Source organism: Blastomonas sp. 34TW, from assembly GCF_059803595.1.
This window is the reverse complement of sequence record NZ_JAPFGW010000010.1, coordinates 104,477-116,970: the sequence shown is the minus strand read 5'-3', so window position 1 is coordinate 116,970 and position 12,494 is coordinate 104,477. Positions and strand designations below refer to the sequence as shown.

The window sequence follows — 12,494 nt, the reverse complement described above, 5'->3', positions numbered from 1 at the left end:
CGAGACGGGAGATCGCGCCGATGTTCGACGGTTTTGACGCGCTATTGCTGGCGCGGATCCAGTTCGCCTTCACGGTGAGCTTCCATTTCATCTTCCCGGCCTTTTCGATCGGGCTCGCCAGCTATCTCGCGGTGCTGGAAGGTCTGTGGCTGAAGACGAACGACAGCACCTATCTCGACCTGTTCAAATACTGGCGCAAGATCTTCGCGATCGCTTTTGCCATGGGCGTCGTCTCGGGCATCGTCATGTCCTATCAGTTCGGGACCAACTGGTCGGTCTTTTCGGACAAGACAGGCCCGGTGATCGGCCCGCTGATGGCCTATGAGGTGCTCACCGCCTTCTTCCTCGAGGCCGGGTTCCTCGGCGTCATGCTGTTCGGCATGGACAAGGTCGGGCGCAAGCTGCATTTCACCGCGACATTGATGGTCGCGGTCGGGACGTTCATCTCGGCCTTCTGGATCTTGAGCGTCAACAGCTGGATGCAGACGCCGACCGGCTATGAAATCGCGGCCAACGGCCAGTTTGTGCCGGGCGAAAGCTGGCTGGCGATAATCTTCAACCCCAGCTTTCCCTATCGGCTCGTCCATACGGTGATGGCGGCGTACCTCACCACCGCGTTCGTCGTCGGCGCGGTCGGCGCCTACCACCTGCTCAAGAACAAGGCCGATCATCGCGCGCAGCGGATGTTCTCGATGGCGATGTGGATGGCCGCTTTGGTCGCCCCCTTGCAGATTTTTGCGGGCGACATGCACGGGCTCAACACGCTCGAGCATCAGCCTGCCAAGGTCATGGCGATGGAGGGCCATTATCAGAGCCATCCCGATGGCGCGCCGCTGATCCTGTTCGGTATTCCCAACAGTGCGGAGCAGCGCGTTGATTATGCGATTGAAATTCCCAAGGCCTCTTCGCTGATCCTCAAGCATGATCTGAACGCGCCGCTCAACGGGCTCGATACCGTGCCCGAAGCCGAGCGCCCGCCGGTCGGCATGGTGTTCTGGTCGTTCCGGGTGATGGTCGGCATCGGCTTTGCCATGCTCGGCATCGGATTGTTCAGCCTGCTCGCGCGGGTTCGGGGCGGGCTCTACGACTGGCCGTGGCTGCACCGGCTGGCGATCGTTATGGGACCATCGGGTTTCGTCGCGGTCATCGCGGGCTGGATCACGACCGAGGTCGGACGCCAGCCCTATACCGTCTATGGCCTGCTCACCACGGCGGACAGCGTCTCACCGCTTGCCGCACCGGCGGTCGGCGCCTCGCTGGTTGCGTTCATCCTGACCTATTTCATCATGTTCGGCGCAGGCACCGCCTATATCCTGAAGCTGATGAGCAAACCCGCCACCGGGCACGAGGAAGCGGCCGCCTCCGGCCCGCTGCGTAGCGCCGGAATCACGCCTGCCTCGGCCGACAGCACACAACGCGGCCGAAGCGGCACGATGATGGAGGAGGGCGCATGAATATCGACCTCACCATCGTCTGGGCGTTCGTCATCGCCTTCGCCGTGTTCGCTTATGTCGTGATGGACGGTTTCGATCTCGGCATCGGTATCATCTTTCCGGCGCTTGGGCGCGGGGCGGAGCGCGACAAGGCGATGAATTCGGTTGCGCCGGTCTGGGATGGTAACGAGACCTGGCTGGTGCTCGGCGGGGGAGGGCTGCTCGCCGCGTTCCCGCTCGCCTATGCGATCATCCTGCCCGCGATCTACCCGCCGATCATCGCGATGCTGCTGGGACTTGTCCTGCGCGGGGTCGCATTCGAGGGCCGCTGGCGCGACCCCAATCACCAGCCTTTCTGGGATTTCGCTTTCACTGCGGGCTCGTTCGTCGCCGCCTTTGCGCAAGGCGTGACGCTGGGCGCGCTGCTGCAGGGGGTCGAGGTCGAGGGGCGCGCCTATGCGGGCGGCTGGCTCGACTGGTTGAGCGCCTATTCGGTGCTGACCGGCATCGGCACAGTGATCGGCTATGGCCTGCTCGGCTCGACCTGGCTGCTCATGAAGACCGAAGGTGCGGTGCAGGACCATGCCTTCCGGATGAGCTGGAAGCTGTTCCCGGCAACGCTCGTCGCTTTGGGCGCGGTCAGCCTCTACACGCCGTTTCTGGAGGCCGAGTATTTCGCGCGCTGGTTCACCTTTCCCAGCGTGCTGTTCTCGGCGCAGGTGCCGCTGCTCGTCGCTGTCATCAGCTTCCTGCTGTTCCGCTCGCTGCAGAAGCGGCACGATTATGCGCCGTTCCTGCTGACGCTGGGGCTGTTCCTGCTCGGCATGATTGGCCTCGGCATCAGCATGTTCCCCTATGTCGTCCCCGACGAGGTGACGATCTGGGACGCGGCGACGCACCCCAGCAGCCAGGCCTTCATGCTGGTCGGCACGCTGTTCATCGTGCCGCTGATCATCGGCTATACCGCTTGGGCCTATTGGGTGTTCCGTGGCAAGGTGGGGGACGAGGGCTATCATTGATGCTCGGCAACAGCGACGATCCCGATCGCGGCGATGCCCGCCCGCTCGGCCAGAAGCTCGGATGGATGGCTGCGCTTTGGCTGATCTCGGTCGGAGTGGTCGGGACGGTCGCCTATGCCATCCGATGGTGGATTAACGCCTGACGCAGCAGCGCGCGCATGTTACGCTTCGGCATGACGGAACCGGCCGATCCATCTGGCCCCGACGGGAACAACCCGCGGCTTGGCGATGACACCCTGGCGGTGCGCGGTTTCCATCTGATCGAGCATCTGCTGCTGGTGCTGGTCGCGCTGATGACCATGGCGGCGGCGGGGATCGAGGTCGGAGGCATCATCGCGGCGCGCACCATTTCGCTCGCTGATATCCTGCTGATGTTCCTCTATACCGAGGTTATCGGCATGATCGCGGTCTTCTACACCGGGCGCGGATCGCCCTTCGTCTATCCGATCTTCATCGCCATCACCGCGCTCGCGCGGCTGATCGTGCTCCAGGGCAAGGACATGGCGCCCGACAAGATCCTGTTCGAGGCGGGTGCGATCCTGTTGCTCGCCATCGCGGCTGTCGTGATCACCCGCGCCGGCAGGGCTTGACCGGGGCGGGGCGGCTGGCATGAAGGCGGGACGCATCTCGCGACCGGGGCCCGCAATCATGACTACCCAGAAACACTATATCAGCGCCAATAGCCTGCTCGAGGACAGCTATCGCTTGGCGATGCAGGTGATCGAGAGTGGGTACCAGCCGACGCATATCGTCGGCATCTGGCGCGGCGGTGCGCCGGTCGGCATCGCGGTGCAGGAGCTTCTCGAATATCATGGCGTCGACGCGGACCATATCGCCATCCGCACCGCGAGCTATTACGGCATAGACCAGCAGAGCAAGGACGTGCGCGTCTATGCGCTCGGCTATCTGGTCGACACGCTGAGCCCCGAGGACCGGCTGCTCGTGGTCGATGACGTTTTCGACAGCGGCAAATCGATCCAGGCCTTCATCCACGAACTCGCCGCCAAATGCCGCTACAACATGCCGCATGACTGGCGGATCGCGACGGTCTATTACAAGCCCTCGCGCAACCAGACCGACATGACCCCCGACTATTTCGTCCACGAGACCGAGCAGTGGCTGGTCTTCCCGCACGAGATCGTTGGCCTCAGCGTCGAAGAAATCCGCGCACACAAGCCGGGGGCGGGGATCATCTTGGGGGAATGAAGGGCGCTCATCCAATCGTCATTTTCGCGAACGCGAAAATCCCGCTTCCTGTCGGCGGTGGTGGGAATAGCGGGACCCCTGCCTGCGCAGGGGTGACGAAAGTTGGCGATGGGAATTGCGCCCTTTCACACCACTTGGCATAACCTCATCGCATGACACCCGATCAGCGTGACGCCTATATCGCCCGCCTGCCCAAGGCCGAACTCCACCTGCATATCGAAGGCTCGCTCGAGCCCGAGATGCTGTTCGATCTGGCGCAGCGCAATGGCGTCGCCATCCCGTTCGGCAGCGTCGAGGAGATCCGACAGGCCTATAATTTCAGTAATTTGCAGGACTTTCTCGACATTTATTATCAAGGCATGGGCGTGCTGCTCAAGCAGCAGGATTTTTATGACCTGACCTGGGCCTATCTCGAGCGCGCGCATGCCGACCATGTCCGCCATGTCGAGATCTTCTTCGATCCGCAGGGGCATACCGAACGCGGCGTGCCCTTTGCCGATGTCATCACCGGCATTTCCGACGCGCTCGCCGATGGCGAGAAGCAATGGGGGATTACGTCGCGCCTCATCCTATGCTTCCTGCGTCATCTGGATGAAGCCAGCGCCGAGGCGACGCTCGACGAGGCGATTCCCTATCTCGACAGGATCGCGGGGGTCGGTCTCGATTCCTCCGAAGTCGGTCATCCGCCGTCGAAATTCCGCAACGTCTTCGCCCGCGCTCGCTCGCTGGGGCTCAAGGTCGTCGCGCATGCTGGCGAGGAAGGTCCGCCCGAATATGTCCACGAAGCGCTCGACATCCTGAACGTCGACCGGATCGACCATGGCAACCGCGCGCTCGAGGATGCAGGGCTGGTCCAGCGGATCGCCGACCAAGGCATGACGCTGACCGTCTGCCCGCTGTCGAACCTCAAGCTGTGCGTGATCGACGACATCGCCCAGAGCCCGGTCAAGCGCATGCTCGACGCGGGGATCAGCGCAACCGTCAATTCGGACGATCCCGCCTATTTCGGCGGCTATGTGAACGAGAATTACCGTGCGATCGCCTCAGCGCTCGACCTTAGCCGCGACGAGCTGCGCACGCTCGCCGCGAACAGCTTCACCGGATCATTCCTCGACGAGGCGGCGAAAGCGCATCTGCTGGCCGAGATCGACCTTTATGATGCGCATTTCGCCTGATCGTAGGCCTCAGCGCTCGCTGAGATAATAGCGCTCGACCTCGGCCAGATTGTCGTCGAGCTGATAGACGATCGGCTGGCCGGTCGGGATTTCGAGGCCCGTGATCGCATCATCGGCAATGCCCGACAGGTGCTTGACCAGCGCGCGCAGCGAATTGCCATGCGCCGAGATGATCACGCGCTTGCCTGCCTTGAGCTCGGGCGCGATGCGGCTTTCCCAATAGGGCAGCACGCGTGCGATCGTGTCCTTGAGGCTCTCGGTATTGGGGATGGCAATCCCGGCATAGCGACGATCCTTCGACAGGTCGAATTCCGATCCGGCGTCGAGCGGCGGCGGCGGAATATCGAAGCTGCGGCGCCAGATATGGACCTGCTCGTCGCCATGCTTGGCCGCGGTCTCGGCCTTGTCGAGCCCGGTCAACCCGCCATAATGGCGCTCGTTCAGCCGCCAGTCCTTCTCGACCGGCAGCCACAGCCGCTGCATCTCTTCAAGCGCCAGGTTCAGCGTCTTGATCGCGCGGGTCTGCAGCGAGGTGAAGGCGATATCGAAATCGAGCCCCTTGTCGCGCATCAGCCGACCGGCCGCACGCGCCTCTTCCGCGCCCTTTTCGGTCACGTCGACATCCCACCAGCCGGTGAAGCGGTTCTCCAGATTCCATTGCGACTGGCCGTGACGGATAAGGACAAGCTGCGGCATTTCGGGCGTCTCCTGTTGCGATTGCGTGCGCGTTTAGCGCAGAGGTCACGACAGGCAACCCCGTTTTCTTCATCGTCATTCCCGCGAACGCGGGAATCCCGCTACCTTCACCGACCGTCGCGCAGAAGCGGGACCCCCGCCTTCGCGGGGGTGACGAAGTGTTTTGTGTGCTGCGGCCGGTCAGATCCGCTCGAAGCGCACCTTGAGCCCATCGCGCGGCTGCGGGATCGGCCAGGCTTGCCATTCGGGGGCATAGCCGGGCTCGGTAACGATCCGGTGCTGACTGAGCACATGATGCAGCAGCACCTTGATCTGCATATAGGCAAAGTGCAGCCCCAGGCACATATGCGCTCCGCCGCCGAACGGCACCCAGGCATATTTGTGCCGGTTGCGCGTGGCTTCCGCGGTGAAACGCATCGGATCGAACCGGTGCGGTTCGGGCCAATGCTCTTCCTGCTTGTGGGTGAAGGCCGCGCTGATGCTGACCGGGGTCCCTGCAGGAATGCGATAACCGCCGAATTCGAAATCGCGCAGCGCGCGGCGCGGGGTCGAGGGCACGGGCGGGATCATCCGCAGCGCTTCCTTGAACGCCATTTCGGTGAGCTCGAGATTGGGCAGCGAATCATAAGGCATCGGCGTGCCGGCAGGCGCGTGCTCGAGCAGTTCGGCACGGATGCGATCCTGCCATTCGGGATGGCGCGCCAGCAGCCAGATCAGCGAGCTTGCCGACGAGGTGATGGTATCGTGCGCCGCCATCATCAGGAAGTTCATGTGATCGACCACCTCGTCGGTGGTGAGCAGGCTGCCATCGTCGCGTGTGGCGCGGCAGAACTGGCTGAACATGTCCGGTCCCTGCTGCTCGCGGCGTTTCTGCACCTCGGGGGTGAAATAATCGACCAGGAATTTCCGGCCGGCCACGCCGCGCCCCATCTTGGTAAAGGGGAGGGGGCGGCGCACCACGCCGATCGACGCCTGGACCATATCGACAAAGGCCTTGTTGATCCGGTCCGCCTCAGGCCCCCAGGGAATGCCGAGGAAAGAGGTTGCCGCAAGATCGAGCGTCAACTTCTTGATTTCACTGTAGAACAGAATGTCACGGTTCGACCATTCGGCAACGCGCGCGGCAATGCCCTCGTTCAACTTTTCCGAATAGTGCCGCATCGGGCCGGGCTTGAACGCGATCGACAATGCGCGGCGATCGGCACGGTGATGGTCGAAATCCATCAGCATCAGTCCGCGCGGGAACAGCAGGTTGAGCACCGGGCCCCAGCCCTGCTCGGAAGAGAACAGCTTGTCGCGGTCGAACAGCACCAACTCGTTGGCATCGGCACCGAACAGCGCGACCTGACGGCGGCCAAAGGCATTGGTGCGATAGACCGGACCATATTTCTCGCGCATCTCGTTGCCGAACTTCTCGGGATCGGCGAGCATCTTGAAGGTGACACCGACGATCGGCAGGCCATCCTCGCCCGGAATATGATCGAGCGATCCGGGACCGGGCATCCGCGTCCAGTGCGGATTGCCGCTGTCACGCTGGATGGTGTGGTCGGGAAACATCTCGCGCGGCGGAGCAATCACGGTGGCCATGGGGGAATCCTCTGCTCTGGTTTAATCGATCCATTAAATACCAACTGACACCTATGTTAGCAAGCGATCCGTCGCTTTCGAAATGCCATTCATCGTTAATTCAACTGGCAGTTTGTATGAACGGAAAATCGGAGCCCCGCTCCGGCGGCCCGCCGCGCCTGGCTTGCGGCTTAGGGGATGATGCGTTGAACCCTGTTTCCTTCTTGCAGAAAACCCGTGCCCGCGCGGCGCGGATGATTGCGCTGGCGCTTGGAGCGGTCTCGCTTTCGGGCTGTGTCTATGGGCTGGACGGCTATGATGGCTATGGCGGCGTCTCGGTGGGGGTCGGCAGCGGCTATGCCGGCGGCTTCAATCCCTATTGCGATGGCTTCTCCGCCTGGGACAGCTGGTATGGCTGCGACTATGGCTATGGCTTCGGTCAGATCGGCTTTGGCGGCGGATATTGGGACAATTTCTATTATCCCGGCTATGGCACCTGGATCTACGATCGCCCCGGCGGCCGCCGCTTCGCGATGCAGGACAGGCATCGCCGCTACTGGGGGCAACAGCGCTGGCAATATTACCAGCAGCGCCGAGCCGATCGGCGCGAATTTCGCGATGATCGCCGCGGTGACCGGAGGGATGATCGGCGCGATTGGCGGCGCGACCGCCGCGAGACGCTTGACGACCGCCGCGACTGGCGGCGCGAACAGCAGGCCGACAATCCCGAATTCCCACGTACGCGGCGCGGCGAGCGCGAACGGATGGGCGGGCTGACCCCGGAAGACCGCCAGCGGCGCCTGGAGCGCTGGCAGCAGCGCCAGCAGGATCAGATAGGGCAACCTCAGACGCCGGGGCGTGACTGGCAGGGTCGAGGCGACCGTCCCCGCCGTGGCGACGGCCAGATGCTCCCGGACGGCCAGGGCGGGCGCAACTGGCAGGGCCGTGGTGACCGCCAGGGCAGGGGCGATTGGCAGGGCAGGGGGGAAGGTCGCGCGCGGCCGGAGATGCGCCAGCCGCAACCAGGCGCTCAGCCGGGCTTCACTCCGCCACCGCGCGCCGAACGTCCGCCGCGGGCAGAGCGGCCGCAGCGTCAGGAACGCCCGCCCCAGATCATCGAACGCTCTCGCCCGCGGGGCCCCGGCGGAGTGTCCGATAGCGGCGGGGTTCGACCCCAGGACGTTCGCGAGGATTGACCGTTTTCGCATGGGCGGGTGACAGCCGGGCTTGTGACCCGCCCCGAAAGCCCTATTCTTGAGGGCATGACGCTTTTCTCGCTTCTCGATCAGTCGGTGCGCTTTGCCGACGTCTCTGCCAGCGATGCCCTGGAGGCGACGCTCGAGGCGGCGCGGCTGGCCGACCGGCTGGGCTATCACCGCCTATGGGTGTCCGAACATCATGCCAGCCGCTTTCTGTGCGGCAGCGCGCCCGAGATCCTGATCGCGGCGATGGGTGCGCATACTCGGCGCATCCGCTTGGGATCGGGCGGCGTCATGCTGCCGCATTACAGTGCCTACAAAGTGGCCGAGCAATTTGCGGTGCTGAGCAATCTCTATCCGGGCCGGATCGATCTGGGCGTCGGTCGGGCACCGGGTGGCGAGATGCGGGTCGCTGCGGCGCTGTCCGCGCCTCACCCTCCATCGTTTCGCGAGTTTCCGAGCCAAGTCGCTGATCTGGTTGGCTATATGAACGGGAGCCTGACCGAACCAAGGTTGAGCCCCGAACCGGCGGGCGATGTCCCGGTCTGGATTCTCGGTACCAGCCCGGACAGCGCGATGCTGGCCGGTTCCCTTGGCCTGCCTTATGCTCTCGCGCTGTTCATCAACCCGCAGGCCAGTCCTGAGCTTACCGATCTGTATCGACGCAATTTCCGGCCCAGCGCGCAGTTGGCAGAGCCCTATGTGATGCTCGCGACCACCGCCTTTGCCTGCGACGATGCCGAGCGCGCCGAGCTGCTGCGCAAGAACTATTTCCTCAATATCGCGCGCCTTCTCGGCGGCGGGACGCAGCCGGCGGTCTCGCCCGAAGAGAGCCTCGACATGGGCTTTACCGAGCGCGAGGCGATGATCATCGGCGCACAGGCGCGGATCGCGGCCTTCGGTACGCCCGATGCGGTGCGGAGCAAGGTGCTGGCGCTGGCCGAGGCCTTTGGCGCGGACGAAGTCATGATCTCGTGCAATGCCTACCACCAGCACGACCGGCTGCGCGCGATCGAACTGTTCGCGCAGAGCATGGCGCTGGCCGAGGCGGCCTGAACCCATGCCGCCAGTCTTTCCCGATTTCTGTGCCGAAAGTGCGTTGCCGTTCAGCGATGGCGAGGCGCTGGTCATCGACAAGCCCGCCGGCCTGCCCGTCAGCCGCCCGAGAAAGGGCGGACGCAGCCTCGAGGATTTCCTTCCCCAGCTGCGCTTCGGGTTCCAGCGCGAACCGCAACCTGTGCACCGGCTGGACCAGGACACATCCGGCTGCCTGTTACTGGCGCGGCATGCCAAGGCGCTCAAGCGCTTTGGTGCCGCGTTCGAGAGCGGGCAGGTGAGCAAACTCTATTGGGGGCTGATCGAAGGGGTATTGGCGCAGGGGCAAGGAACCATCGAGCTTGCGCTGACCAAGACAAGCAGCGCAGCAGACGGATGGCGGATTGTTCCGTCTCCCCAAGGCAAGCGCGCCGTGACGCACTGGCGGCAAGTAGCGGTGGTTGGTGGCAAGACCCTGGTCGAATTCCGCCCCGAGACAGGCCGCACCCATCAGATCCGCGTGCATGCACTCCATGGGCTGGGTCATGCGCTCGTTGGAGATCCGGTCTATGGTCGCGCCGATCCCGCCGGCTTGATGCTCCACGCGGCCCATCTGACGGTTCCGCGCGATGGCAAACCGCCGATTGTCGCGCGCGCTCCCATGCCGGACCGTTTTCGCAAACTGGGTTTTGCCGAACCGGCGAATGCTGATGGCTGATATCAATATTCCGGATCATGCCATTGTTTCGGAGCGATTTATCACCGCTTCCGGACCTGGCGGACAGAATGTCAACAAGGTGGCGACGGCGGTGCAGTTGCACGTCAACATCTTCGCGCTTGGCCTGCCGCCGCTGGTGTACAGCCGGTTGCGTGCGCTGGCTGGCAGCCGGATCAACCAGGATGGCGAACTCGTCATCCAGGCGCGCAGTCACAGGACGCAGGAGGCGAACCGCCGCGAGGCGCGCGAACGGCTTGCCGCCTTGCTCGCCGAAGCGCATGACCTCCCCGCCGTCCGTGCCAAGTCACGCCTCAACCGGGTCGGCAAGACCGAGCGGCTTGCAGGAAAGAAGAACCGCTCCACCATCAAGAAGAACCGGGGTAGGGTCTCCTTCGATTGAATCTCACAAACTGGACCTAACAACATGTACGCATTCGATATTGATCCCAACGCTCCCAAGGCGCAGCTTTATGACGACCTGCATTCTGCCGCCATGGCACTGGTCGATGGCGAGCCCGACGGGGTGGCGAACATGGCCAATGTCGCGGCGCTGATCTGGCAGTTCCTGCCTGATCTCAACTGGGCGGGCTTCTATCGCATGGTCGAAGGCGAGCTGGTGCTGGGCCCGTTCGTAGGCAAGCCTGCGTGCATCCGCATCGCGCTGGCCAGCGGGGTGTGCGGCACCGCCGCGGCCAGTGGAGAAACGCAGCTGGTCAAGGATGTCCACGCCTTTCCCGGCCATATCGCCTGCGATGCCGCGAGCCAATCGGAGCTGGTCGTGCCCGTGTTCCATGAGGGCAAGGTCACGCATGTCATTGATCTCGACAGCCCCCGGATTGGGCGGTTTGACGCCGACGATCAGGCCGGGATCGAGCGGCTGGCCCGTAGCCTGGCAGGGCGCATCTGATCCGCGCTTAACCCCGACATCCCGGTCTGCCCCATATTGAAACAGGGACAGGGCGGCGCGCCGGTTTTACATTCGCGCGATGGTGCGCTCGGCAAGCAAATGCTAACAAAGGCTTAACAATTCTTTGCCGGAACGCGCCATATTGCGCATTGCCGAGCTGGATCGCCTGGTGTTTGCCCAAGGGGAGTTAACCATGAAGAGCCGCGCCTTTGCTTCGATGCGTCATGCCGTCCTTGCCGCCAGCCTGATGGCTGCGAACGCCATGGCGAGCAGCGCCCACGCCGCCGAATCGCCGCTGAAAAAACCGGCCGCCGGCCACGTCGATCTGGGGCTGGCCAGCGCGCTCAATGGCGCGACCGTGGTTCGCCCCGGCTTTGGCACGCGGTTTCCAGTCGGCGCTCCGGCCTATGTCCGTCCGTTCCGCGGCTTCATCCTGCCGCGAGTCTGGATCGCGCCGACCTATTATATCGCCAACTGGCAGGGCTACCGGCTGCCGCGCCCAGCCCAGGGTTTCGGTTGGTCGCGCTATTATGACGATGCGGTGCTGACCGATCGCAACGGCCGGGTTTATGACAGCGTGCAGGGCGTCAACTGGCAGCAGGCACCGGGTGCCGCAGCCACGACCGTGACAAGCCAGGTCTATTCGCCCGATTACGACCCTTATAATTACGATCAGAGCCTGTTGCTGGGCAATGATGACGTCGTTCAGGGTACGCACTGGGTGCGCAGTTCGGAAGAACCGGCCGGTGTCGACTTCGATCCCGACCAGCCGCCGCCACCGCCACCTGCCTATGCGCCGGTGGACGAGCCTGCGTTTCTGGAGGCATGCCGCCGCGACAATGGCCTGGGCGGTGCAGCAGCCGGGGCTGCCGTGGGCGGCCTGGCAGGCAATCGCATCGCCGGGCGCGGTGATCGCACGGGCGGCACATTGATCGGCGCGGGCGTCGGTGCGATCGCAGGGATGGTGATCGACAAGGCCGAAGATCGCGAGCGCTGCAAGCGGCTGCTCGCGGCCGAAGCTGCCGGGGGCAATTCCGTGCGCTACGCGCCACCGCCGCCACCTCCGGGCCTCCCTGCTTATGCGCCGCCTGCCGCTACCGGCTATGCGCAGCTCGATGACAGGACATTCCTGGAAATCTGTCGGCGCGACAACGGTGTAGGCGGCGCTGCGATCGGCGCGGGGCTTGGCGGTCTGGCGGGTAACCGCATAGCCGGGCGCGGCAATCGTACCGGAGGCACCCTGATCGGCGCAGGTGTCGGCGCGCTCGCCGGTATGCTGATCGACAAGGCCGAGGACCGCGAACGCTGCAAGCGCCTGCTGGCGCAGCAGCCGGTCGCACCGGGCCAGCCGGGTGGCTATCCGCCGCCGCCTCCGGGCTATTATTACTATTACCCGCCGCCGATCGTCACCACGGTCACGATCACCCCGGGCAGCTGCAACTGCAACGAGACCGTGGTCGTGACCGAAGAGGCGCCCGCGCACCCTGCTCCGGTGGTACATCACCGCAGCAAGAACGTGCGCGTCTATCGCAAGTGAGGC

The 12,494-nt window shown here is 63.9% G+C and carries 14 protein-coding genes; 12 read left to right on the top strand and 2 right to left on the bottom strand.

The genetic code is table 11. The features are described 5' to 3' along the window. The first annotated feature begins 20 nt into the window (after positions 1-20). From OPU69_RS13875 to OPU69_RS13850, 6 genes are all read left to right on the top strand, one after another. On the top strand, positions 21-1,454 hold the full coding sequence (locus OPU69_RS13875; RefSeq protein ID WP_498511830.1) for a cytochrome ubiquinol oxidase subunit I: 1,434 nt from the start codon (positions 21-23) through the stop codon (positions 1,452-1,454). Next, entirely contained in the window at positions 1,451-2,452 is a 1,002-nt protein-coding gene (gene cydB, locus OPU69_RS13870) for a cytochrome d ubiquinol oxidase subunit II (protein ID WP_060978847.1), read from the top strand. The genes OPU69_RS13875 and cydB overlap by 4 nt, the downstream gene beginning before the upstream one ends. Continuing rightward, positions 2,452-2,595 (top strand): DUF2474 domain-containing protein, encoded by a 144-nt coding sequence (locus OPU69_RS13865; protein ID WP_498511828.1) that lies wholly within the window; start codon positions 2,452-2,454, stop codon positions 2,593-2,595. The genes cydB and OPU69_RS13865 overlap by 1 nt, the downstream gene beginning before the upstream one ends. A 30-nt stretch (positions 2,596-2,625) precedes the next feature. Next, positions 2,626-3,042 (top strand): phosphate-starvation-inducible protein PsiE, encoded by a 417-nt coding sequence (locus OPU69_RS13860; protein WP_498511826.1) that lies wholly within the window; start codon positions 2,626-2,628, stop codon positions 3,040-3,042. A gap of 58 nt (positions 3,043-3,100) precedes the next feature. After that, on the top strand, positions 3,101-3,658 hold the full coding sequence (locus tag OPU69_RS13855; RefSeq protein WP_060978915.1) for a phosphoribosyltransferase: 558 nt from the start codon (positions 3,101-3,103) through the stop codon (positions 3,656-3,658). A 152-nt stretch (positions 3,659-3,810) separates the two neighbouring features. Beyond that, complete coding sequence (locus OPU69_RS13850; protein ID WP_498511824.1) at positions 3,811-4,833, top strand: adenosine deaminase; 1,023 nt, start codon at positions 3,811-3,813, stop codon at positions 4,831-4,833. A 9-nt stretch (positions 4,834-4,842) separates the two neighbouring features. Here the strand turns inward: OPU69_RS13850 and gpmA are convergent, their stop codons facing one another. After that, positions 4,843-5,529, bottom strand: a complete 687-nt coding sequence (gene gpmA, locus OPU69_RS13845) for a 2,3-diphosphoglycerate-dependent phosphoglycerate mutase (protein ID WP_066284392.1) — start codon at positions 5,527-5,529, stop codon at positions 4,843-4,845. 180 nt (positions 5,530-5,709) lie between these two features. Beyond that, on the bottom strand, positions 5,710-7,116 hold the full coding sequence (locus tag OPU69_RS13840) for a cytochrome P450 (protein ID WP_060978851.1): 1,407 nt from the start codon (positions 7,114-7,116) through the stop codon (positions 5,710-5,712). Positions 7,117-7,319: 203 nt separating this feature from the next. On the opposite strand from OPU69_RS13840, the gene OPU69_RS13835 reads away from it, so the two are divergent. From OPU69_RS13835 to OPU69_RS13810, 6 genes are all read left to right on the top strand, one after another. Then, positions 7,320-8,291 carry a hypothetical protein gene (locus OPU69_RS13835; protein ID WP_498511821.1) on the top strand — a complete coding sequence of 324 codons (972 nt, stop codon included), beginning with the start codon at positions 7,320-7,322 and terminating at the stop codon, positions 8,289-8,291. Between the two features lie 66 nt (positions 8,292-8,357). Then, positions 8,358-9,350 carry an LLM class flavin-dependent oxidoreductase gene (locus OPU69_RS13830; RefSeq protein ID WP_498511819.1) on the top strand — a complete coding sequence of 331 codons (993 nt, stop codon included), beginning with the start codon at positions 8,358-8,360 and terminating at the stop codon, positions 9,348-9,350. A gap of 4 nt (positions 9,351-9,354) precedes the next feature. Then, positions 9,355-10,047 carry an RluA family pseudouridine synthase gene (locus tag OPU69_RS13825; RefSeq protein WP_498511817.1) on the top strand — a complete coding sequence of 231 codons (693 nt, stop codon included), beginning with the start codon at positions 9,355-9,357 and terminating at the stop codon, positions 10,045-10,047. Beyond that, positions 10,040-10,447: an alternative ribosome rescue aminoacyl-tRNA hydrolase ArfB gene (gene arfB / locus OPU69_RS13820; protein WP_060978855.1), complete on the top strand. Its 408-nt coding sequence runs from the start codon at positions 10,040-10,042 to the stop codon at positions 10,445-10,447. The genes OPU69_RS13825 and arfB overlap by 8 nt, the downstream gene beginning before the upstream one ends. Positions 10,448-10,471: 24 nt before the next feature. After that, complete coding sequence (locus tag OPU69_RS13815; protein ID WP_060978856.1) at positions 10,472-10,954, top strand: free L-methionine (R)-S-oxide reductase MsrC; 483 nt, start codon at positions 10,472-10,474, stop codon at positions 10,952-10,954. Positions 10,955-11,147: 193 nt separating this feature from the next. Next, complete coding sequence (locus tag OPU69_RS13810; protein ID WP_498511814.1) at positions 11,148-12,491, top strand: RcnB family protein; 1,344 nt, start codon at positions 11,148-11,150, stop codon at positions 12,489-12,491. The last annotated feature ends 3 nt before the right edge of the window (positions 12,492-12,494 follow it).

Coding starts and splice junctions, on each gene's coding strand:
- OPU69_RS13850 (WP_498511824.1), top strand. CDS start 3,811: ATGACACCCGATCAGCGTGACGCCTATATCGCCCGCCTGCCCAAGGCC.
- OPU69_RS13810 (WP_498511814.1), top strand. CDS start 11,148: ATGAAGAGCCGCGCCTTTGCTTCGATGCGTCATGCCGTCCTTGCCGCC.
- gpmA (WP_066284392.1), bottom strand. CDS start 5,529: ATGCCGCAGCTTGTCCTTATCCGTCACGGCCAGTCGCAATGGAATCTG.
- OPU69_RS13860 (WP_498511826.1), top strand. CDS start 2,626: ATGACGGAACCGGCCGATCCATCTGGCCCCGACGGGAACAACCCGCGG.
- OPU69_RS13855 (WP_060978915.1), top strand. CDS start 3,101: ATGACTACCCAGAAACACTATATCAGCGCCAATAGCCTGCTCGAGGAC.
- OPU69_RS13875 (WP_498511830.1), top strand. CDS start 21: ATGTTCGACGGTTTTGACGCGCTATTGCTGGCGCGGATCCAGTTCGCC.
- OPU69_RS13825 (WP_498511817.1), top strand. CDS start 9,355: ATGCCGCCAGTCTTTCCCGATTTCTGTGCCGAAAGTGCGTTGCCGTTC.
- OPU69_RS13815 (WP_060978856.1), top strand. CDS start 10,472: ATGTACGCATTCGATATTGATCCCAACGCTCCCAAGGCGCAGCTTTAT.
- OPU69_RS13865 (WP_498511828.1), top strand. CDS start 2,452: ATGCTCGGCAACAGCGACGATCCCGATCGCGGCGATGCCCGCCCGCTC.
- OPU69_RS13840 (WP_060978851.1), bottom strand. CDS start 7,116: ATGGCCACCGTGATTGCTCCGCCGCGCGAGATGTTTCCCGACCACACC.
- OPU69_RS13830 (WP_498511819.1), top strand. CDS start 8,358: ATGACGCTTTTCTCGCTTCTCGATCAGTCGGTGCGCTTTGCCGACGTC.
- cydB (WP_060978847.1), top strand. CDS start 1,451: ATGAATATCGACCTCACCATCGTCTGGGCGTTCGTCATCGCCTTCGCC.
- arfB (WP_060978855.1), top strand. CDS start 10,040: ATGGCTGATATCAATATTCCGGATCATGCCATTGTTTCGGAGCGATTT.